Annotated in this window: 17 protein-coding genes; 7 read left to right on the forward strand and 10 right to left on the reverse strand. The window is 69.0% G+C overall.

Features of this window, described 5'->3' with window-relative positions; translation table 11 throughout:
- Window positions 1-10: 10 nt before the first annotated feature.
- Together F7Q96_RS19625 and F7Q96_RS19630 are read left to right on the forward strand one after the other, a co-directional pair.
- The gene (locus tag F7Q96_RS19625; protein WP_053823258.1) at window positions 11-934 is read left to right on the forward strand and encodes a patatin-like phospholipase family protein; all 924 of its coding nucleotides are present in this window, start codon (window positions 11-13) and stop codon (window positions 932-934) included.
- A 78-nt stretch (window positions 935-1,012) separates the two neighbouring features.
- Window positions 1,013-2,521 carry a dihydrolipoyl dehydrogenase family protein gene (locus tag F7Q96_RS19630; RefSeq protein WP_053822887.1) on the forward strand — a complete coding sequence of 503 codons (1,509 nt, stop codon included), beginning with the start codon at window positions 1,013-1,015 and terminating at the stop codon, window positions 2,519-2,521.
- A 57-nt stretch (window positions 2,522-2,578) separates the two neighbouring features.
- On the opposite strand, the gene F7Q96_RS19635 is transcribed toward F7Q96_RS19630, so the two are convergent.
- Window positions 2,579-3,007 (reverse strand): RidA family protein, encoded by a 429-nt coding sequence (locus F7Q96_RS19635; protein ID WP_053822886.1) that lies wholly within the window; start codon window positions 3,005-3,007, stop codon window positions 2,579-2,581.
- A gap of 121 nt (window positions 3,008-3,128) precedes the next feature.
- Here F7Q96_RS19635 and soxR point away from each other — a divergent pair, with 121 nt between their 5' ends.
- On the forward strand, window positions 3,129-3,680 hold the full coding sequence (soxR, locus tag F7Q96_RS19640) for a redox-sensitive transcriptional activator SoxR (protein WP_053822885.1): 552 nt from the start codon (window positions 3,129-3,131) through the stop codon (window positions 3,678-3,680).
- Here the strand turns inward: soxR and F7Q96_RS19645 are convergent.
- The 5 genes from F7Q96_RS19645 to F7Q96_RS19665 all read right to left on the reverse strand — a co-directional run bounded on the left by F7Q96_RS19645 (window position 3,677) and on the right by F7Q96_RS19665 (window position 11,515).
- Window positions 3,677-4,540, reverse strand: coding sequence for a ChaN family lipoprotein (locus tag F7Q96_RS19645; protein ID WP_053823257.1), 864 nt, complete (start codon window positions 4,538-4,540; stop codon window positions 3,677-3,679). The genes soxR and F7Q96_RS19645 overlap by 4 nt on opposite strands.
- Window positions 4,527-7,715 (reverse strand): efflux RND transporter permease subunit, encoded by a 3,189-nt coding sequence (locus F7Q96_RS19650; RefSeq protein WP_053822884.1) that lies wholly within the window; start codon window positions 7,713-7,715, stop codon window positions 4,527-4,529. Before F7Q96_RS19650 ends, F7Q96_RS19645 begins: the two co-directional genes overlap by 14 nt.
- 4 nt (window positions 7,716-7,719) lie before the next feature.
- Complete coding sequence (locus F7Q96_RS19655; RefSeq protein WP_151023143.1) at window positions 7,720-8,937, reverse strand: efflux RND transporter periplasmic adaptor subunit; 1,218 nt, start codon at window positions 8,935-8,937, stop codon at window positions 7,720-7,722.
- Window positions 8,938-9,188: 251 nt separating this feature from the next.
- Window positions 9,189-10,361, reverse strand: a complete 1,173-nt coding sequence (locus tag F7Q96_RS19660; protein ID WP_053822883.1) for an MFS transporter — start codon at window positions 10,359-10,361, stop codon at window positions 9,189-9,191.
- 131 nt (window positions 10,362-10,492) lie between these two features.
- The gene (locus F7Q96_RS19665) at window positions 10,493-11,515 is read right to left on the reverse strand and encodes a D-2-hydroxyacid dehydrogenase family protein (protein ID WP_151023145.1); all 1,023 of its coding nucleotides are present in this window, start codon (window positions 11,513-11,515) and stop codon (window positions 10,493-10,495) included.
- Window positions 11,516-12,188: 673 nt separating this feature from the next.
- On the opposite strand from F7Q96_RS19665, the gene F7Q96_RS19670 reads away from it, so the two are divergent.
- The gene (locus tag F7Q96_RS19670) at window positions 12,189-14,045 is read left to right on the forward strand and encodes a phosphoenolpyruvate carboxykinase (GTP) (RefSeq protein WP_053822882.1); all 1,857 of its coding nucleotides are present in this window, start codon (window positions 12,189-12,191) and stop codon (window positions 14,043-14,045) included.
- 119 nt (window positions 14,046-14,164) lie between these two features.
- Here F7Q96_RS19670 and F7Q96_RS19675 read toward each other — a convergent pair whose 3' ends face one another.
- From F7Q96_RS19675 to F7Q96_RS19690, 4 genes are all read right to left on the reverse strand, one after another.
- A complete protein-coding gene (locus F7Q96_RS19675) occupies window positions 14,165-14,515 on the reverse strand; it encodes a BrnA antitoxin family protein (RefSeq protein WP_082371583.1) in 351 nt (116 codons plus the stop codon).
- Window positions 14,481-14,768: a BrnT family toxin gene (locus F7Q96_RS19680; RefSeq protein ID WP_053822881.1), complete on the reverse strand. Its 288-nt coding sequence runs from the start codon at window positions 14,766-14,768 to the stop codon at window positions 14,481-14,483. The genes F7Q96_RS19675 and F7Q96_RS19680 overlap by 35 nt, the downstream gene beginning before the upstream one ends.
- Before the next feature lie 206 nt (window positions 14,769-14,974).
- A complete protein-coding gene (locus tag F7Q96_RS19685; protein WP_151023146.1) occupies window positions 14,975-15,649 on the reverse strand; it encodes a response regulator in 675 nt (224 codons plus the stop codon).
- The gene (locus F7Q96_RS19690; RefSeq protein WP_151023148.1) at window positions 15,646-17,199 is read right to left on the reverse strand and encodes a cache domain-containing protein; all 1,554 of its coding nucleotides are present in this window, start codon (window positions 17,197-17,199) and stop codon (window positions 15,646-15,648) included. Before F7Q96_RS19690 ends, F7Q96_RS19685 begins: the two co-directional genes overlap by 4 nt.
- Before the next feature lie 391 nt (window positions 17,200-17,590).
- Between F7Q96_RS19690 and F7Q96_RS19695 the strand changes: the two genes are divergently transcribed.
- The 3 genes from F7Q96_RS19695 to F7Q96_RS19705 form a co-directional block, all read left to right on the forward strand.
- Window positions 17,591-19,663 (forward strand): carbon starvation CstA family protein, encoded by a 2,073-nt coding sequence (locus F7Q96_RS19695; protein ID WP_053822880.1) that lies wholly within the window; start codon window positions 17,591-17,593, stop codon window positions 19,661-19,663.
- A 55-nt stretch (window positions 19,664-19,718) separates the two neighbouring features.
- Window positions 19,719-19,922, forward strand: coding sequence for a YbdD/YjiX family protein (locus tag F7Q96_RS19700; protein WP_006579436.1), 204 nt, complete (start codon window positions 19,719-19,721; stop codon window positions 19,920-19,922).
- Window positions 19,923-20,145: 223 nt separating this feature from the next.
- The coding region (locus tag F7Q96_RS19705) for a hypothetical protein (RefSeq protein ID WP_151023150.1) at window positions 20,146-20,461 on the forward strand (316 nt) is incomplete at its 3' end.

Consider the following 20,461-nt stretch of genomic DNA (forward strand, 5'->3'; position numbering starts at 1 on the left):
CCGCCCGCAGATGGCGGCCGACGCGCGCACGGCGCCGCGCACACCCCAGTACGGCGGACCGTTCGAGCAGGTGGTATTCGCCGGCGGCGGCAATCGCTGCTGGTGGCAGGCGGGCTGGTGGGACACCGTCGCCCCCGAACTCGGGCTGCGCCCGCGCGTGATCGCCGGCATCTCGGCCGGTGCTGCCACCGCCTGCATGATTTACACGCACGAGTCGCGGCAGGTGATGGACTACTACCGCGGCGTGCTGGCCGGCAACAAGCGCAACGCCTACTGGCGCAATCTGCTGGGCAGCCAGCGCGTGTTTCCGCATTACGGCATCTACCGGGCGGCGCTGCTGTCGATCCTCGGCGACGGCCGCCTGGCGCGGCTGCAGGCCGCGCCGGAGATCCGCGTCGGCGTCGCCCATATCCCGCGCTGGTGCGGACCGCGGCTTGCCGTGATGGCCGGGCTGCTGGCCTACAACATCGACAAGCATCTGCTCAAGACGCTGCATCCGCGGCTGGGCCGCACGCTGGGCTTTCATCCGGAGTTCGTGCGCGCCCAGGACTGCGCGACGCCCGAGCAGCTGGCAGACCTTTTGCTGCAGTCGTCCTGCACGCCGCCGTTCACGCCGGTGCTGCGACGCGATGGCCGCGCGGTACTCGATGGAGGGCTGGTCGACAACGTACCGGTCGACGCGCTCGACCCGACGCCGGGCGACGTGCTGGTGCTGATGACGCGGCTGTATCCGCGCCCGCGCCGTTTCGTGGTCGAGTGGAACGGCCAGCGGCGCCTGTATCTGCAGCCGTCGCGGCGGGTGCCGATCTCGAGTTGGGACTACACGCGCCCGGAAGGCATGACGCTGGCCTACGACCTGGGCCGGCGCGATGGCGAAACCTTCCTGCGCGAATGGACGGCCGAGGCGCCAGCCGACCTGGCGCCGGCGTCGTAGCGCGGGAGCGGCGCAGCGGCTGCTCCCTTCGGGGTTCTTGCAATTCTCGCGGCCGGCGCGCCGCGGCAGGAGGCATAGATGACGAAGCGGCAGGCTGGCAACGACAACGAACGCAAGCGCGCGAGCAAGGTATCGGCCGAACCCCGGATGGAGCGCGTGCCGCGCGGCAAGGGCAACGCCGGCGCCGGGCGCGCGCGCCAGGCCGACTTCGTCGTGATCGGCGGCGGCTCGGCCGGCGTCGCCGCGGCGATGCGGGCCGCCTCGCACGGGGCCAGCGTGGTGCTGGTCGAGCGCGAGCAGATCGGCGGCACCTGCGTGAACCGCGGCTGCGTGCCCAAGAAGATGCTGAGCTACGGCGCGACCTGGGCCGCGATCCTGTCGGGCTGCCTGTCGCATACCGGCGGACGCGAGGACTGGAACGACGCCATCGTGCGCGTCAAGGCCGAGATGGCGCGGCTGCATGCCAGCTATACGCAGCGGCTGCAGGAGGCCGGCGTGCAGCTGCTGCGCGGCGAGGCGACCATCAGCGCGCCGGGCGAGGTGCGTGTGGGCGGCGAAACGCTGCAGGGGCGCCGCATCCTGATCGCCACCGGTTCACGGCCGACGCCGCTGCCGGTGCCTGGCGGCGAGCTGGCCAGCAGCTCGGACGACGTGTTCCAGTGGGACGGCGTGCCGGCCTCGCTGGTAGTGATCGGCGGCGGCTATATCGCGGTCGAGATGGCATCGATCCTGTCGCGCTACGGCGTCAAGGTCGACATGCTGGTGCGCGAGTCGCGGCTGCTGGAAAACTTCGACGAGGACATTGCGCTGGCGCTGGCCGAGGCGCTGACCGCGAAAGGCGTGCGGCTGCATCTGAATACGGAGGTGACGCTGCTCGACCAGGCCAACGGCGCGATCGAGGTCTGCTACAGGCAGGCCGAAGCGGGCGGGAACGGCAGCGGGAAGGGTGACGAGAAGGGCGGTGGGAAGAGCAGCGGCAAGGCACGGATCCACAGCGTGCGCGCGCAGGCGGCGCTGGCCGCGATCGGACGCGAACCCAATGTCGAAGGCCTCGGCCTCGAGGCGCTGGGCGTGGCGCGCGGACAGCGTGGCGTGCGTGTCGACCGGCAGTTGCGCACCAGCGTGCGTGGCATCCATGCGATCGGCGACGTTACCGAGGGGCCGCAGCTGACGCCGGTCGCCATCGCCCAGGGCCGCTGGCTGGCGGACCGCCTGTTCGGCCGGCGCGGCGAGCGCACCGACTTCGACGTGATTCCCACCGCGGTGTTCTGCGAGCCGGCGATCGGCAGCGTCGGCCTGACCGAGGCGGCGGCGATCGAAGCCGCCGGCAAGCCCGAGCGCATCGGCACGCGCATCAAGCGTTTCGTCTCGCTGGAAAACCGCTTCGCCGGCAACCCGATGCCCTCGATGATCAAGGTGGTCTACAACGCGCGCAGCGGGCGCGTGCTCGGCGTGCATCTGCTGGACAACGCCGCGCCCGAGATCGCGCAGTCGATCGCGGTGGCGCTGCGCCTGGGCGTGCGGCTGTCGCATCTGGAAACCACGATGCCGCTGCACCCGACCGTCGCCGAGGAACTGTTCGGCTGAGCGGTTCGGCCGAGCCGTTCGGCTGAACTGTTCCGCTGAACTCCGGCACGGCCGCGCCTAGCGCGATACCACCGCGGTCGCCTCGATCTCGAACAACATGCCGTCGAGCGCCAGCCGCGATACCGGAATCAGCGTGCAGGCGGGCGGCGGGCGCGTGCCCCAGATGCGCCGCAATTCGGCGCCGAACTCCTGCAGCCGTTCGAGCGAATGGTCGACGATCAGCACGGTCAGCTTGGCCACGTCGCGCAGGTCCGCGCCGCCGGCATGCAGCGCGATCTCCAGGTTCTCCAGCGCACGCCGCACCTGTCCGGCAAAATCCGGCGCCAGCCTACCGTGCTGGTCCTCGCCGCCCTGGCCGCTGGCGAACACGATGCGTCCCGGCGCGGTTGCCACCGCGACATGCGAGTAGGCATTCGGACTGGGGTCGTAAAGGCCGTGCGGATTGACGAAGTGCAGGCTGCAGGCGGGACGGCGCGATTCGATCATGGCGGAGATCTCGAAGAGGAGAAACGAAGTCCCGCCAGTATCAAACCTCAAGTCAGGTTAAGGTCAATCGTGACCCTGCTAGCATTGGGTCTTTCGCTGCGAACCGCGACGGAATCCCGCCATGCCACGCAAGCCACCCCATGACGAATCGATCGAGCGGCCGCCGCGCCAACGCGGCCTGCGGGCCGCCGACATGCTGTCGGTCGGCGAAGTCGCCGCGCGCACCGGACTGGCCGTCTCCGCGCTGCATTTCTACGAGTCCAAGGGCCTGATCCGCAGTACGCGCAGCGCCGGCAACCAGCGGCGCTATGCACGCGCGGTATTGCGCCAGCTGGCGGTGATTCGCGTGGCGCAGCGCATGGGCCTGCCGCTGGCATTGATCGCCGAGGCGATGGCGCGGCTGCCCGAAGGGCGCGCGCCGACGGTGGCCGACTGGCGCCGGCTGTCGGCGGCGTGGCGCGAGGACCTGGACGAGCGCATCCGCACGCTGACGCAGTTGCGCGACCAGCTCGACGGCTGCATCGGCTGCGGCTGCCTGTCGCTGAAAAGCTGCCCGTTGCGCAATCCGGGCGACACGCTGGCGGGGCAGGGGCCATGGCCGCATCTGATGGGCGGCGGCGCGCGCGGCCGTCAAGATCCGGGCGGAAACGAGGGCGGCGGCACCCGCGCCTAGCGCGGCGTCTGGTGCATCGCGCCGCAGGGATCGGGGCGCTGCACCGGCGGCACCAGTACCACGTGGTCGTAGGCGCCGGCCTCGTGCGGTCCCGCCGCTTCCAGATACGCCACGGTCAGCACCTCGGCCGGCTTCGCACCGAGCCAGCGCGGCACGCCGATGTCCTCCCGCACATGACCGTTGCCAGCCAGCAGCACCACACCGTGCGCGGCGTGCTCGCGCAGCGCGGCAGCCATCACCGCATCGCGCGCGGCCTGGGCATTCAGCATGCCGGGCAACATCGCGCGCGGGAAATGGCCGCAATGGCTGTCGTCGAGCACGGCCGTCTGCGCGGCCGCGAGATCGGCCGGCAGCGGCCGGTCCAGGCCCAGCCGTTCGCGCTCGGCCGCACTGAACACCGCGCCGCCCCGCATCACGCCGCGCGCATCGTCGCGCGACAGGTTCGCGGCAATCAGCGGCAGATCGTGCCGCAACGCCAGCACGATGACCGGCCGGTACAGCGACCAGTCCCAACCGGCGGCGCCGGCCTGCGCGATCAGATGGTCGGCATCGCCGGGCCGCTGCCGGCGGGCGCGGTCCAGATCCGCTTGCCGTTCGCGATCGAATTGCTCCATCGCGATGGCGGGCCGCCAGCCCGCGTCGATCGCCTCGGTCAGCGCGGCCAGGCGGCGGCGATGCCCTTCGGCGTTGTCGTGGACCTCGCCGAGCAGCACATAGCGGTAGGCCGCCAGCCGATGCGCATCCCGATCCGGGCGGTCGGGATGGGAGGGCATCGTGGCGCAGCCGGCAAGCAAGGCCAGCATCGCAGTGAGCGCGGCGGCTTTCGCCACGCCCGGCAATCCGGGCTCAGCGGCCCGCATCCGCTCCCACCGTCGCGGCCACGCGGTTGCCATCGGCATCGATCTCCAGCGGGCCGCTGCCGGAGAAGCGATCCAGCGCCAGGTAGATCACCGGCGTGATGAACAGCGTGATGACCTGCGAGAACAGCAGCCCGCCGACCACGGCCAGGCCCAGCGGCTGGCGCAGCTCGGCGCCGGCGCCCAGGCCGAGCGCGATCGGCAGCGCGCCCATGATCGCCGCCAGCGTGGTCATCATGATCGGACGGAAGCGCAGCAGGCACGCCTGGCGGATGGCCCTGGCCGGCGGCATGCCCTGTTCGCGCTGCGCCGCCAGCGCGAAGTCGATCATCATGATCGCGTTCTTCTTGACGATGCCGATCAGCATCAGCACGCCGATGATCGCGATCAGCGACAGCTCGACGCGGAACAGGAACAGCGTCAGCAGCGCGCCGACCGCCGCCGACGGCAGGCCGGCGAGGATCGTCAACGGGTGGATATAGCTTTCGTACAGCACGCCCAGCAGCACGTAGATCACCGCGATCGCCGCGATCAGCAGGATCACCTGCGTCGACTGCGAGGACTGGAACACCGCCGCATCGCCGCCCCAGCTGGTGAAGATCTCCTGCGGCATCGCGGTTTCCTGCTTGAAGCGGTCGATGCGCGCCGACGCGTCGCCCAGCGCCGCGCCCGGGGCCAGGTTGAACGACACCGTCACGGACGGCAGCTGGCCCTGGTGGTTGACCGCGATCGGACCGACGCGGCGCTCGGTGGTCGCGAACGCCGACAGCGGCACCAGCGTGCCGCTGGTGCTGCGCACGTAGATCTTCGAGAACGCGGTCTCGTCGACGCGGTCGACATCCGCCGCCTGCAGGATCACGTAATAGCTGTCGATCGAGGTATAGATCGTCGACACCTGTCGCTCGCCGAACGCGGTATAGAGCGCGGTGCGCACGTCCTGCATCTGCACGCCGAGCGAGTTCGCCTTGTCGCGGTCGATCGCCAGCTGCGCCTCGAGGCCGGCCTGCTGCGAATCGCTGGTGACGTCGCGGAACAGCGGATCGGCCCGCATGCGTGCCATCAGCTTGTCGGCGGCGGTCTGCAGATTGCCCGACTGCACGCTCTGCAGCGTGTATTGGTAGCGCGCCTTGCTGACGCGGCCGCCCAGCTGCAGGTTCTGCACCGGCCGGAAATAAACGTTCAGCCCGGGAATGCCGGCGACGTCGCGGCGCAGCGATTCGACCACCTGCGGCATCTTCGGCCGCTCGCCGCCGGGCTTCAGCTCGATGAACATGCGGCCGGTATTGATCGCGGGCGAGGGGCCGCCGCCGATCGCCACCACGATGCTCTTGACCGCGGGATTGGCGCGCATCCGCTCGGCCGCGTCGCGCATCAGCGTCGACATTGCATCGAAGGAGATGTCCTGCGGGCCGTCCGCATTGACCTGGATCTGGCCGATGTCCTCTTCGGGAAAGAAGCCCTTGGGAATCAGCACGAACAGCACCGCGGTCAGCACGAACGTCATGCCGGCCGCGGCCAGCACGGTGCGCCGATGGGCCAGGCACCAGTCGAGCCCGCGCGCATAGCGGTGCAGCGTGAATTCGAACAGGTTCTCGAACCACTGCGTCGCGCGCAGGCCGACGCTCTGCTTCTGCGGACGCGGCGCGTGCGCCGGCGCATCGCCATAGGCATGCTGCGATTCGTCGACCGGCACGTTCTCGGCCGACAGGAAGCGCGCGCACAGCATCGGGATCAGCGTCAGCGACACCAGCGCCGACACCAGGATCGACAGCGACACCACCGCGGCGAACTCGTGGAACAGCAGGCCGATCACGCCCGGCATGAAGAAGATCGGGATGAACACCGCCACCAGCGACACCGAGATCGACACGATGGTGAAGCCCATCTCGCGCGAGCCGACCAGCGCCGCCTTCAACGGCGCCATGCCTTCCTCGATATGGCGGACGATGTTCTCCAGCATCACGATGGCGTCGTCGACCACCAGGCCGACCGCCAGCGTGATGGCCAGCAGCGACACGTTGTCCAGGCTGTAGCCGAACGCCTTCATCAGCGCGACCGTGCCGATCAGCGAGATCGGCAGCGACACCGTCGGGATCAGCGTGGCGGCGGCGCGGCGCAGGAACAGGAAGATCACCATCACCACCAGCGCGGCGGTCAGCGCCAGCGTGAACTGCACGTCGTGGATCGACTCGCGCACCGAGCGCGAACGGTCGTTGACCACATTGACGTTGACCGAGGCCGGCATCTGCTGCACCAGCCGCGGCAGCGCGGCGCGGATCGCGTCGACCACGGCGACCGTGTTGGCGTCGGGCTGGCGCTGCACCGCCAGCACGATCGAGCGCTCGTTGTTCAGCCAGCTGCCGGTCTTCAGCGTCTCGACGCTGTCCTCGACCTCGGCCACGTCCGACAGCCGCACCAGCGAGCCGTTGGGCTGGCTGGCGACGATGATGTTGCGGAAGGCGTCGGCGTCGGCCAGCTGGCGATTGGCCTGGATCGTCAGCATCTGGCGCGCGCCGTCGAGCGTGCCGACCGGCGTGTTGGCGTTGGCGCGCGAGATCGCGCCGGCCAGCTCGTCGAGAGTCATGCCGCGCGCGGCCAGCGCATCGGGACGCGCGCGTACCCGCACCGCGAAGCGCTTCTGGCCATAGACCAGCACCTGCGCGACGCCGGGCAGCGTCGACAGCGTCGGCGCGATCAGGTTGTCGCCGAAGGCGTTCAGCTCGGCCAGGCTCATCGCCGGCGAATTGATCGCCAGCAGGATCACCGCGGCATCGGCCGGGTTGACCTTGCGGTACGACGGCGGCTCGGTCATCTCGGTCGGCAGCGAGCGCTGCGCGCGGAACAGCGCCGATTGCACGTCGACCGCGGCGGCGTCGATGTCGCGGTCGTTGTTGAACTCGATCGTGATGCTGGAATTGCCCAGCGTGTTGGCCGAGCTGATCACCGACACGCCGGGGATCGTGGCGAACTGCTTTTCCAGCGGCGTGGCGACCGACGCGGCCATCGTCTCGGGACTGGCCCCGGGCAGCCGCGCAGTGACCTGGATCACCGGGGAATTGAAGCTGGGCAGCGCGGCGATCGGGATGGTCGGGTACAGCACGATGCCGGTGACCACGATCGCGATCGCCAGCAGCACCGTCATCACGGGCCGGCGGATGCAGAGTTCGGACAGCGTCATGGCGTCAGTGCTTCCCGGGGGCCGGCGCCGCGGCCGGAGCACTGGCTTCTCTGATCGCGCTGCCGGGCCGCAGGTTCTGCACGCCCTCGACCACCACGCGCGTGCCGGCCGGCACGCCTTCGACCACCGCCGCGGCGGCGGTCGCCGCCAGCATCTTGACCGGCATCGACCTGACCTTGCCGTCGCCCTGCACCGCATAGACGAAGCGGCCTTCGGGTCCGGTCACCACCGACTGCGGCGGCACCGAGACCACGCCGGTCAGCGTCTGCACCACCGCCTCGACGCGCGCGTAGGTCCCCGGCCACAGGCGTTGCGCCTCGTTGTCGAACTGCGCCTTGACGCGGATCGTGCCGTACTGCGGGTCGACGGTGTTGTCGACGAAGGTGATGCGGCCCTGCACCGGCTCGGGATTGCCGTCGTTGGGCTGCGCGGTCACCGGCACCGGGCCGCTGCGCAACGCGTCGCGCAGCGCGGCCAGCTGGCGTTCGGGCAGCGTGAACGTGACGGCGATCGGCTGGATCTGGGCGATCGTGACCATCGGCTGGGCCGCGGTCGGCAGCACCAGCGAGCCGGGGAAGACGTTGATCACGCCGGTGCGGCCGCCGATCGTGGCGCGGATCGCGCCGTAGCTGACCGCGACGCGGCTCGCTTCGATCGCGGCCTGGTCGGCCCGTACCGTGGCCTCCAGCGCATCGACCTTGGCGCGCGCGGTATCGACCGCGCTGCGCGAGATGAAGTTGCGCGCGACCAGCTCCTCGCTGCGGGCCAGCGAGCGGCGGGCGTCGGCCAGATCGGCCTGGTCGCGCAGCAGCTGCGCACGGGCGCGCGCCAGGTTGGCCTCGTCCATCCGGGTGTCGAGCGAGAACAGCAGATCGCCGGGCTTGACGGTCTGGCCTTCGCGGATATGGACGGTGCGGACAGTGCTGGAGACCTGCGGGCGGACCTCGACGGTGGACAGCGCGGTCACGTTGCCGTTGACGCTGACCTGCAGCGGCACGTCGCCCTGGCGCGCCAGCGCGGTGGTCACCGCCACCGGGGCCGGCCCCTGCGCCTGCGGCCTGGCGGCGAACCACGTCTTCCAGCCGAACCAGCCGGCCCCGGCCAGCAGCACGACCAATGCCAGTGCCAGCCATGGCGACACACGACTTCTGCCGGTACCCATGGCCTGGCTCCAATTGCTTTCGACAAAGCCCTTGGCCTGGTCGATACCCTTCGATTTCATGCGAGGACCCTCTGCTGCGCCGCGCTGCGATTGCGCGTGTTCGCTCCCTTTTGTCGCCGTGCCCACCCGGACGGCCACCGCCGGCTTCTGTGAACCGGTGGGCGGCCGGCCGCCCCCAGTGGTACCGCCATGGCGCCATCTCTGGCAAGCATTGGCAGACGCGTCTGTATTACAAACGATTACAGGAGAGGGGCCGTCTTTGTATCAGGGATCAAACATTAGCAGAAAACGGGCCTGCCGGGCCGGCGCGTTCAGGCCTGCTGTGGTGCCTGCCGCCGCAGCCACCGGCAGCCGAGCGCCCGGGCGCGGGCTGACAGCAGCAGGGCGCCGAGCATCAGCGCGGCCGCGCCCCAGTGCAGCGCCTGCGCGCCGGCGGTGGCGTAGATCGCCGCGCCGACCATCGCGCCGATCGCCTGACCCAGATAGATCGACGAGGAATTGAGCGAGATCGACACCGCCGCCCGCTCCGGCGCCAGCGCCACCAGCCGCGCCTGCTGGGCGCTGTTGGTGGCAAAGCCGCCCACGCCCCACAGCATGAAGATCAGCACCAGCGCGACCGCGCCGAGGCCCGTCAGCGGCCATAGCAGCATCGCCGCCAGCGAGGTGCCCAGCGCGACGTGGACCACGCGGGCCGGCGTGGCGCGGTCCATGCGCGCGGCCGCGACCACATTGCCGAGCACGCCGCAGGCGCCGTAGGCCAGGAACATCAGGCTCAGCGCGCCGCCGCTGACGCCATGGACGTCGCGCAGCATCGGCGCGATATAGGTGAACATCGTGAACATGCCGGCCGACGACACCATCGTCACGCCGACCACCATCAGCAGCGGCGTATGGCGCAGCACCGCGCCCCAGGCCGCGCGCCCGACCGGCGCCACCATCAGTCCGCGCGGCAACACCCGCCACAGCGCCAGCGCGACGCCCAGCGCCATCACGCCGACTACGGCCATGCTGACGCGCCAGCCCAGCGTCGTACTGATCCAGGTGCCCATCGGCACGCCGACCACACTGGCCACGCTCCAGCCGAGGAAGACGAAGCTGATCGCCCGGCCGCGCAGCTTCGCGTCGACCAGCAGCGGCAGCGTCGCCGCGGCCTGCGGGGTATAGATCGCGGCGCCGATCGCCGTGACGAAACGCAGCACCACCAGCGTGCCGAAGTTCGGCGCCAGCGCCGAGGCCAGGTGCAGCACGCCATAGAGCCCGAGCGCGCCGACCAGCAGCAGCCGGCGGTCGATCCGCGAACCCAGCGTGGCGAACAGCGGCGCGCCGACGCAGCAGGCCAGCGCGAAGGCGGAGATCAGCTGGCCAGCGGTGGCGGCGCTCAAATGAAAATCGCCGGCGATGTCGTTCAGCATGCCGGTGACGATCATCGCGCCGGTGCCGATGACGAAATTGCCGACGCACAGCGTCAGGAGCCTGGGATCCATGATGGGGATGCGAGGGGAGATGGCGGAGGGGGCCGCCCGTGAATCCCGGCAGTGTAGCGGTTTTGCGACGATCGGGTCGGACGCCGCCGCGGCCGCGGGGACCATCCGGTCCGCCGCGGCGAGGCCGTCCCTCAGCGCGTCAGCGCGGGCGTCAGCGCCTTCGGATTGACCACGCTGCCGTGCTCGCCGGCCAGCACGTCGAGGATGTTCTGGAACGCCGTGCGGAAATAGAGCTCGTAGCTGTCGCGCTCGACATAGCCCAGGTGCGGCGTGCAGATGCAGTTTTCCATCCGCAGCAGCGCGTGGCCCTGCAGGATCGGCTCGGATTCGAACACATCGACCGCCGCCATGCCGGGCCGGCCGCGGTTCAGCGCGGCCACCAGCGCGTTTTCCTCGACCAGCTCGGCGCGGCTGGTATTGACGAACAGCGCGGTCGGCTTCATTGAGGTCAGGTCGGCCAGCTTGACGATATGGCGCGTCTCGTCGTTCAGCCGCAGATGCAGCGACAGCACGTCGCTGTCGGCGAACAGCTGCTCCCTGGACTCGGCCACCGCGAAACCGTCCTCGCGCGCGGCCGTCTGCGAGCCCTCGCGGCCCCAGACCAGCACGCTCATGCCGAAGGCGCGGCCATAGCCGGCCACCAGGCGGCCGATCTTGCCGTAGCCCCAGATGCCGAGCGTCTGGCCCTTCAGCACCTGGCCCAGGCCGAAGTTCGGCGGCATCGTGGTCGACTTCAAACCCGACTGCTGCCAGGCGCCGTGCTTCAGACTGGCGACGTACTGCGGGATCCGCCGCTGCGCCGCCATGATCAGCGCCCAGGTCAGTTCGGCCGGGGCCACCGGCGAACCGACCCCTTCGAGCACCACCACGCCGCGGTCGGTGCAGGCGTCGACGTCGATATGGCTGCCCACGCCGCCGACCCGGCCGGTCTGGCTGATGATCTTCAGCTTCGGCAGCTTCTCCAGCAGCTGGCGCGTGATGCGGGTGCGCTCGCGGATCAGCACCACGGCTTCGACGTCGGACAGGCGCGCCGCCAGCTGGCCCACGCCCTTGACGGTGTTGTTGAACACCTTGACGTCATGTCCCTGCAGCAGCTGGAAGCAGGCCAGCTTGCGCACGGCATCCTGGTAGTCGTCGAGAACGGCAATTTTCATCGTCGGGTTCGGTGAGGCGGTTCGTTAAAACTGGGCGAGAGGTTCGAACATCGATGGCGGCGCAACGGCCCCGGCAATCCCGTTGGTACGCGTGCCCACAGACCGGCATGCCGGCGGCCAGTAAGGTGGGCGACCAACGCGCAGCAAAGTGCGGCAACACGCAGCCGCGACAACGGTGTTCCGACCGGAATTTGCGCCGCCCGCTTGCTGCAGAGCAAAAAACGGAGGACGACAGCGGTGGTATCCTTGCCGCCTTCGGTGACGTCCCGGATTGTCGGTCGAGCTCCGCTCCCGCATCCGCGTTGTCGCCGGACAAAGCTTGACTGGCACCCGCTGCGACACATCCGCGGGAAAACCGCCACTGTAGCGCAGCCGCAAGGTCCCCCGCGATCGATTGCCGACAGGATCGCGCCGGACTTGTAACGGGATGTGACGGTCCCGGGCGAGCGTGGTCGAGAACCGGCCACCATGCGGCCGCCATGCGGGCAGAACGCCCGCCCCGCACGCGGAACCGCTTCCACAAGAAGTGGTCCCTCAAGCATGCGGCCATGGCACGCGTTCTCGTCGACTCCGCGTTTGACCCCGCGTTTGACCCGGCTGTTTGACGATATTCAGAGCGCGGCCCCGGGGCCAGGCTTTGCCAAAGATTTCTTTTTTGCTTTGGAGTACCACCATGAACCACCCCACCATGCAAGGCACACCGGCGTTGAACGTTCCGGCCTGGGTCAAGCACCAGAAGCTGGTCGCCTGGGTCGCCGAGATCGCGGCGCTGACCAAGCCCGACAGCATCTACTGGTGCGACGGCTCGCAGGAGGAATATGACCGCCTGTGCGAGCAGATGGTCGCCGCCGGCACGATGAAGCGGCTGAACCCCGCCAAGCGCAAGAACTCCTTCCTGGCCCTGTCGGATCCGTCCGATGTCGCGCGCGTCGAGGACCGTACCTTCATCTGCTCGCAGCAGCAGGAAGACGCCGGCCCGACCAACAACTGGATGCCGCCGGCCGAGATGCGCCAGACGCTGAACGGGCTGTTCGATGGCTGCATGCGCGGCCGCACGCTGTACGTGGTGCCGTTCTCGATGGGGCCGCTCGGTTCGCCGATCGCCCACATCGGCGTGGAGCTGTCCGACAGCCCGTACGTCGCCGTCAACATGCGGATCATGACGCGCATGGGCCGCGCCGTGTACGACGTGCTGGGCGCCGACGGCGAGTTCGTGCCGTGCGTGCATACCGTGGGCAAGCCGCTGGCGGCCGGCGAGAAGGATGTGCCGTGGCCCTGCAATCCGACCAAGTACATCGTCCATTTCCCCGAGACCCGCGAGATCTGGTCGTTCGGCTCCGGTTACGGCGGCAACGCGCTGCTGGGCAAGAAGTGCTTCGCGCTGCGGATCGCCTCGACGATGGGCCGCGACGAGGGCTGGCTGGCCGAACACATGCTGATCCTGGGCGTGACCTCGCCCGAGGGCAAGAAGTACCACGTCGCGGCGGCCTTCCCGTCGGCCTGCGGCAAGACCAACTTTGCAATGCTGATCCCGCCCAAGGGCTTCGAGGGCTGGAAGGTCACCACGATCGGCGACGACATCGCCTGGATCAAGCCGGGCAAGGACGGCCGCCTGTACGCGATCAACCCGGAAGCCGGCTACTTCGGCGTGGCCCCGGGCACCAGCGAGAAGACCAACTTCAACGCGATGGCGACGCTGAAGGAGAACGTGATCTTCACCAACGTCGCGCTGACCGATGACGGCGACGTCTGGTGGGAAGGCATGACCCGCGAAGCGCCGGCCCATCTGATCGACTGGCAGGGCAAGGACTGGACGCCGGAGATCGCGAAGCAGACCGGCGCCAAGGCGGCCCACCCGAACGCACGCTTCACCGCGCCGGCGTCGCAATGCCCGTCGATCGACGCGAACTGGGACAACCCGGCCGGCGTGCCGATCGACGCGTTCATCTTCGGCGGCCGCCGCTCGACCACGGTGCCGCTGGTGACCGAGGCCCGCAACTGGACCGAAGGCGTCTACATGGCCGCCACCATGGGTTCGGAAACCACCGCCGCGGCCGCCGGCCAGCAGGGCGTGGTGCGCCGCGACCCGTTCGCGATGCTGCCGTTCTGCGGCTACAACATGAGCGACTACTTCGGCCACTGGCTGGAGCTGGGCAAGAAGCTGGAAGCGTCGGGCGCCAAGCTGCCGAAGATCTACTGCGTCAACTGGTTCCGCAAGGACGAGGCCGGCAACTTCGTGTGGCCGGGCTTCGGCGAGAACATGCGCGTGCTGTCGTGGATGATCGACCGCGTCGAAGGCCGCGGCCAGGGCACCGAGCACGTGTTCGGCACCTCGCCGCGCTACGAGGACCTGCGCTGGGAAGGCCTGGACTTCTCGCCCGAGCAGTTCCAGAAGGTCACCTCGATCGACCGTGCCGCCTGGGAACAGGAACTGGCGCTGCACGAAGAGCTGTTCACCCAGCTCAAGCACCATCTGCCGCAGGCGCTGTCCGAAACCAAGGATGCGCTGGCCAAGCGGCTGGCGGCTTGATGCGGTAGTCGCCTGACTTTGCGCTTGCCCCAGGCGAGCGCCTCGGCAAAAAAGAAGCCCTCGCGATTTGGTTCGCGAGGGCTTTTTTTATCGGAAGCTGCCGTGTTCCGTAGCTGCCGTCATCCGCGCGGCAACATGCGGTGCGACCGGGCATAAGCGCGTAGGACATCATTGATCCGGCTCTGCCAGCCTTCACCAGTCGCTCTAAAGGCCTCGATGACATCTCGGTCGGCCCGCATATTTAGTGTGATCTTGCGCTCGTCCGCCGGCAGAGGCGGCCTTCCGCGCCGTTTCAGCAAGGCCTGCGCGGCCTTTTCGCCAACCAGGCTCGGAAGCACTTCCTTGGCCGGTCGCATGCTGGCCATTTCGTCGTCGGTCAGCGGGGGATTGTCCGGATCGGAAAGCGCGGCACGCGTGAGCGCTTCATCCTCGGCGTCAGTCGGTATGTGGATTTTGCGTTTCGTCGACATATTCGAGTACCTCTCGACGGTTGGCTTTGCGAAGGCTAATCACGCGCATGTTGTTGCCGCGCATTGTGAATACCAACACATGGACTCTGTCGCCGATCATTCCCCGTGCGATCACACGTCGTTCGTTGTATTGACGCCGGGTGTCCTCCTTCAGAATGGCGGACTCCATATCGAACCATTCGGCGAAGCGCAGCGATATGCCATGTTTGGCCCGGTTGAGAACGTCCCTTGCGGGGTCGAATTCGAACTCCATCGGGGCGAATTTATTGTATGGGCAAAAAATAACCGGCGCAACGATTTTTTGCCTACACAAATATCTGCGCGCCGAGTCCTCGCGACGCCGCCTCCTGGTCGGCCTCTGCGACGGATCGGAGCGTACGGCCCGACCTTCCGGAGAGCTATCGGCAATGTCGCCCGACTATCACGTTGCGCTCTGCCGTCTGTCACGCGGCCCGCTATTCAACCTCCTGCCGCGTCGCCCCCCAACTGCTCCACCGCATACTTGACCAACCCCGCTCGCCCCTCGATGCCGAGCTTGCGCTTGAGGTTCAGCCGATGCGTCTCCACCGTGCGCACCGACACGCCCAAGGACGCGGCGATTTCCTTGTTGGCCAGGCCCCGGCCGATGCCGTTCAGGATGTCGCGTTCCCGCGGGGTCAGCGCATCGAGCGGATGCGAGGCGGGGCCTTCCTCGATCATGCGGCGGGCGATGCGGGCGCTGTAGAAGACCCGGCCGGCCAGCACCGCGTCGATCGCGGCCAGCAGTTCGTCGGCCGGGGCGTCCTTCAGCACGTAGCCTCGCGCGCCGGCGCGCATCGCCTGGCGCACGTATTCGAGGTTGTCGTGCATCGACAGCATCAGCACCGCGATCTCGGGATGGCGCTGGTGCAGCGCGTCGGCCAGCGCGATGCCGCCCATGCCGCGCATGCCGATATCGGTGATCAGCAGGTCCGGCAGCGCATCGGGCCGGCAGCGTGCCAGCCAGGCCAGCGCCGCTTCGCCGTCGTCGGCCTCGCCGACCACGGTCAGGCCGGGCTGCAGCGCCAGATGCATGCGCATGCCGTCGCGCACCAGCGTGTGGTCGTCGACCAGCAGCACGCGCGCGGGACGGTACGGTTCGGAATAGGAGCTCATCGGGACAGCGGGGAAGAGTGGGACGGGGCCGCGGGCGGTGCCGGCGTGCCGGCCAGCGCCGGCGTCTCGGGCGTCTCGGGCGTCTCGGGCGTCTCGGGCGTCTCGGGCGTCTCGGGCGTCTCGGGCGTCTCGGGCGTCTCGGGCGTCTCGGGCGTCTCGGGCGTCTCGGGCGTCTCGGGCGTCTCGGGCGCGAAGGCCGTGGCGGGCAGATAGGCGCGGATGCGCGTGCCGCCCGGCGCGGTATCGATATCGAACTCGCCGCCCAGGCTGGCGATGCGCTCGCGCAGATTGCGCAGGCCGATGCCGCCGCGCGGGTCGCGCTGCACGCGTTCCAGATCGAAGCCGCTGCCGTCGTCCTGCACCACCAGCGCGACGCCGGACTCCGCGTACGACAGCGTCAGGTCGACCCGCCGCGCACCGGCGTGCCGCTCGACATTGGTCAGCGCCTCCTGCGCGATGCGGTACAGCGCGGTGGCCGCCTGGTCCGACAGCGGCCGTGGCACGCCGCGGCAATCGATATCGATGCGCAGCCCGCTGGCGTCCTGCATTTCCCGCGCCAGATGCTGCAGCGCGGCCTGCAGGCCCAGATCGTCGAGCAGCGCCGGGCGCAGGTTGCGGGCGACGCGCCGCACCTCGTTGAACACCGTCTCCAGCCGGTTCAGCGCCATGCCGAGCACCGGCGCCACCGCACCGCCGTCGGCCGGCGCCTGCGCGAGCCGGTTCAGCGCGGTCTCGAGCACCAGCTTGACCGACACCAGCAGCTGGCTGACGCCGTCGTGCAGCTCGCGCGACAGCCGCGCGCGTTCGTCCTCCTGCGAGCGCACCACGCGCTGCGCCAGCTGGCGCAGCTTGGCGTCGGCCTCGCGATGTTCGCTGATGTTCAGCGCCAGCCCGCCGGCGCCGACCAGCAGGATGCTGATCGCGGCGATCGCGCCGATCCACGCCAGCGTGGCGCGGATATCGGTCTCGGCGCGCTTGTCGAGCTCGCGCAGCGTCGCCTCGACATCGTCCAGATAGATGCCGGTGCCGAGCATCCAGCCCCACTCCGGCACCGCGACGACATAGCCCAGCTTGGGCGCCATCTGCCGCGTCGACGGCTTCTCCCAGCGATAGCGCACGGCGCCGCCGCCCGAGCGTGCCGCCGCGATCAGCTGCTGGATCGTCAGCGCGCCCTCGGGATCGCGCAGGTCCCACAGGTCGCGTCCGATCAGATCGGGCTGGCGCGGATGCATCAGGTTGCGCCCGCGCAGGTCGTACAGGAAGAAATAGCCGTCCGGGCCATAGTCCAGCCCAGCCAGCGCCCGCATGGCCGCCTGGCGCGTGGCCTCGTCGTTGCGGCCGGACCTGACCAGCGGGGCGATCGCGCTCTGCGCCAGCTGCACGTAGTGGCGCAGCTCGGTTTCCTTGCTTTGCAGATAGGCGGCCTCGACCAGCGCGCGCTCGTGGCGGACCAGCGCGGTGGCCTGATAGTGCACCGCCAGCGCGATGCCGAGCATGGCGATCGCCAGCGGCGCGACCGCGAGCAGCAGGATCTTCTGGCGGAGTTTCATCGTGACCAGGGTAAACACGGATGCCTGGGAAGCGGCCTTTTACCGTCCCGTTGCGTAGTACTACGCAGGATCGCTGCGTAGTTACGCGCTTGTGCCTCGATTGGCGGGTGTCAATACTACACGCCGACGCGCGACCGGGCTCCCAGGCCGGGCGCGGCGTCATTCGCAACGGGATGCGCCAGTGCCCGCCACCGGCGTATCGCCCCGCCTGCCAGACAAGATCCGGACCGGAAGTCGAGGGACCGGGCGCCGCTGATATCCGGAGACAGCTTGCCCCCGATCACCCGCCATTCGCCGCCCGGCGGCGCGCGTGCCGCCGTGCGTGCCCACCGTCCACCGGCCCTTGTCCCTTCGCGGGCTTTGTTCCATGTGGTCTGAGGAGACCTTCACTATGAATCGCATCGGGCAACACCTGATGTGGCTGGCCGTCGCCGTGCTCGGCGCGTTTGCCTTCGCCACCGTTGCACTGTCGCGCGGCGAAGCCGTCAGTGCCTTGTGGATCGTGGTCGCCGCGATCTGCATCTATCTGATCGCTTACCGCTACTACAGCCGCTTCATCGCCGACAAGGTGATGCAGCTGGACCCCAAACGGATGACGCCGGCCTGGCGCCATAACGACGGCCTCGACTACGTGCCGACCAACAAGGCGGTGCTGTTCGGCCACCACTTCGCCGCGATCGCCGGCGCCGGACCGCTGGTCGGGCCGGTGCTCGCCGCGCAGATGGGCTATATGCCCGGCATGCTGTGGATCCTGGCCGGCGTGGTGTTCGCCGGCGCGGTGCAGGACTTCATGGTGCTGTTCATCTCGACCCGCCGCGACGGCCGTTCGCTGGGCGACCTGGTCAAGGCCGAGATGGGCACGGTGCCCGGCATGATCGCGCTGTTCGGCTGCTTCATGATCATGATCATCATCCTCGCGGTGCTGGCGCTGATCGTGGTCAAGGCGCTGGCCGATTCGCCGTGGGGCACCTTCACCGTGGCGGTGACGATTCCGATCGCGCTGTTCATGGGCGTCTACACCCGCTACATCCGCCCGGGCCGCATCGGCGAGGTGTCGGTGATCGGCTTCGTGCTGCTGATGCTGGCCATCATCGGCGGCCAGTACGTGCACGAGAGCGCCACGCTGGCGCCGCTGTTCACCTTCGACGGCAAGGCGCTGACCTGGATGCTGATCGGCTACGGCTTCGTCGCCGCGGTGCTGCCGGTGTGGCTGCTGCTGGCGCCGCGCGACTACCTGTCGACCTTCCTGAAGATCGGCACCATCATCGCGCTGGCGATCGGCATCCTGATCGTCGCGCCGGAACTGAAGATGCCGGCGTTCACGCAGTTCGCCGAAGGCGGCGGTCCGGTGTGGTCGGGCAACCTGTTCCCGTTCCTGTTCATCACGATCGCCTGCGGCGCGGTGTCGGGCTTCCACGCGCTGATCTCGTCGGGCACCACCCCCAAGCTGCTGGAGAACGAAACCCACGCGCGCTTCATCGGCTATGGCGCGATGCTGGCCGAGTCCTTCGTCGCGATCATGGCGCTGGTGGCCGCCTCGGTGATCGAGCCCGGCGTCTACTTCGCGATGAACAGCCCGGCGGCGGCGATCGGCACCACGCCGGAAGCGGTCGCGGCCGCGGTGTCGAACTGGGGCTTCGTGATCACGCCCGACGTGCTGGTGCAGACCGCCAGGGACGTCGGCGAAAACACCATCATCTCGCGCGCCGGCGGCGCGCCGACGCTGGCGGTCGGCATCGCCCACATCCTGCACCAGGTGGTCGGCGGCCAGGCGATGATGGCGTTCTGGTACCACTTCGCGATCCTGTTCGAGGCGCTGTTCATCCTGACCGCCGTCGACGCGGGCACCCGCGCCGGCCGCTTCATGCTGCAGGACCTGCTGGGCAGCTTCGTGCCGTCGATGCGCCGCACCGATTCGCTGCCGGCCAACCTGATCGCGACGGCGCTGTGCGTCGGCGCCTGGGGTTACTTCCTGTACCAGGGGGTGGTCGATCCGCTGGGCGGCATCAACACGCTGTGGCCGCTGTTCGGCATCTCGAACCAGATGCTGGCCGCGGTGGCGCTGGTGCTGGGCACGTGCGTGCTGGTCAAGATGAAGCGCGGCCGCTACGCCTGGGTCACGCTGCTGCCGACCGTCTGGCTGCTGATCTGCACGCTGACCGCGGGCTGGCAGAAGCTGTTCCACGCCGACCCGAAGATCGGCTTCCTGTCGCACGCCCGCAAGTTCAGCGACGCGATCGCCCAGGGCACGGTGCTGGCGCCGGCCAAGACGATGGAGCAGATGCACCGCATCGTCTTCAACGACTACCTGGACGCGGGCCTGTGCGCGCTGTTCATGGCGGTGGTGCTGTCGATCGTCTACTACGGCCTGCGTACCGGCCTGCGCGCCGGCGCCCAGGCACGGCCGACCGCGCTCGAGACGCCGTTCGAGCCGCTGCCGGCGGCCGCGTCGGCGCAACGCTGACCCGGTGGCAAGCCCAACGCCGTAACGTCAAACCCTACGCAGAGGAGGGAACGCCATGCTCGATCCGCTGAACAAGATGGGCCAGATGGGTCGCTACCTGGGTCAGTCGCTGCGCCTGATGGTCGGGCTGCCCGACTACCAGACCTATGTGGCCCATATGGAAAGCACGCATCCGGACCGGGAGCCGATGAGCTATGAGGAGTTCTTCCGCGAGCGGCAGGAGGCGCGTTACGGCGGCGGGCAGGGCAAGTGCTGCTGAAGCTGCTGGCCGGTCCCGCCAAAGCGGGAATCCAGGTTGCTTGAAAGCCACCGGGTTCCCGCACCCGCAGGGACGACCTGGCTGTCGATCGTCTCCAAGGCTGCCCACGGGCAGCCTTTGTTGTGTTTCTGCAGCATTAATAAAGGCTTACAGGCAGTTACAGCAATGTCCGTGCCCAAAATCTACACTTGCATCACAGTTTGGCAACCAGAGGAAAAACACTATGTCTCGCCGACTCGTTCGCAATATGACCGTGGCCCTCGCCCTGGCGGCATCGACGACGCTGCCTGCATTCGCGAGCGACATGAATAACGCACTGGGTGGCGCCCTCGGCGGCGTCGCCGGTGCAGCCGTCGGAGGTGCGCTGGGCGGCTCGACCGGTGCCGTGATCGGCGGCGCGGTGGGCGGCGGCGCGGGCGGCGCGATCAGCTCGAATCGCCGCGAGCGTACCGGCGCCATCCTGGGCGGCGCGCTCGGCGGCGGCGCGGGTACGGCGGCGGGCAACGCGATGGGCGGCCGCACCGGCGGCCTGGTCGGCG

This window comes from Cupriavidus gilardii, assembly GCF_008801915.1.
GTDB lineage: Bacteria > Pseudomonadota > Gammaproteobacteria > Burkholderiales > Burkholderiaceae > Cupriavidus > Cupriavidus gilardii.

Bases quoted from the DNA above. Each gene is read 5' to 3' on its own strand.
- F7Q96_RS19660 (WP_053822883.1), bottom strand. From the start codon at position 10,361: ATGGATCCCAGGCTCCTGACGCTGTGCGTCGGCAATTTCGTCATCGGC.
- F7Q96_RS19655 (WP_151023143.1), bottom strand. From the start codon at position 8,937: ATGAAATCGAAGGGTATCGACCAGGCCAAGGGCTTTGTCGAAAGCAAT.
- soxR (WP_053822885.1), top strand. From the start codon at position 3,129: ATGCCACGCAAGCCACCCCATGACGAATCGATCGAGCGGCCGCCGCGC.
- F7Q96_RS19630 (WP_053822887.1), top strand. From the start codon at position 1,013: ATGACGAAGCGGCAGGCTGGCAACGACAACGAACGCAAGCGCGCGAGC.
- F7Q96_RS19695 (WP_053822880.1), top strand. From the start codon at position 17,591: ATGAATCGCATCGGGCAACACCTGATGTGGCTGGCCGTCGCCGTGCTC.
- F7Q96_RS19645 (WP_053823257.1), bottom strand. From the start codon at position 4,540: ATGCGGGCCGCTGAGCCCGGATTGCCGGGCGTGGCGAAAGCCGCCGCG.
- F7Q96_RS19650 (WP_053822884.1), bottom strand. From the start codon at position 7,715: ATGACGCTGTCCGAACTCTGCATCCGCCGGCCCGTGATGACGGTGCTG.
- F7Q96_RS19675 (WP_082371583.1), bottom strand. From the start codon at position 14,515: ATGTCGACGAAACGCAAAATCCACATACCGACTGACGCCGAGGATGAA.
- F7Q96_RS19625 (WP_053823258.1), top strand. From the start codon at position 11: ATGGCGGCCGACGCGCGCACGGCGCCGCGCACACCCCAGTACGGCGGA.
- F7Q96_RS19685 (WP_151023146.1), bottom strand. From the start codon at position 15,649: ATGAGCTCCTATTCCGAACCGTACCGTCCCGCGCGCGTGCTGCTGGTC.
- F7Q96_RS19700 (WP_006579436.1), top strand. From the start codon at position 19,719: ATGCTCGATCCGCTGAACAAGATGGGCCAGATGGGTCGCTACCTGGGT.
- F7Q96_RS19665 (WP_151023145.1), bottom strand. From the start codon at position 11,515: ATGAAAATTGCCGTTCTCGACGACTACCAGGATGCCGTGCGCAAGCTG.
- F7Q96_RS19690 (WP_151023148.1), bottom strand. From the start codon at position 17,199: ATGAAACTCCGCCAGAAGATCCTGCTGCTCGCGGTCGCGCCGCTGGCG.
- F7Q96_RS19670 (WP_053822882.1), top strand. From the start codon at position 12,189: ATGAACCACCCCACCATGCAAGGCACACCGGCGTTGAACGTTCCGGCC.
- F7Q96_RS19680 (WP_053822881.1), bottom strand. From the start codon at position 14,768: ATGGAGTTCGAATTCGACCCCGCAAGGGACGTTCTCAACCGGGCCAAA.
- F7Q96_RS19635 (WP_053822886.1), bottom strand. From the start codon at position 3,007: ATGATCGAATCGCGCCGTCCCGCCTGCAGCCTGCACTTCGTCAATCCG.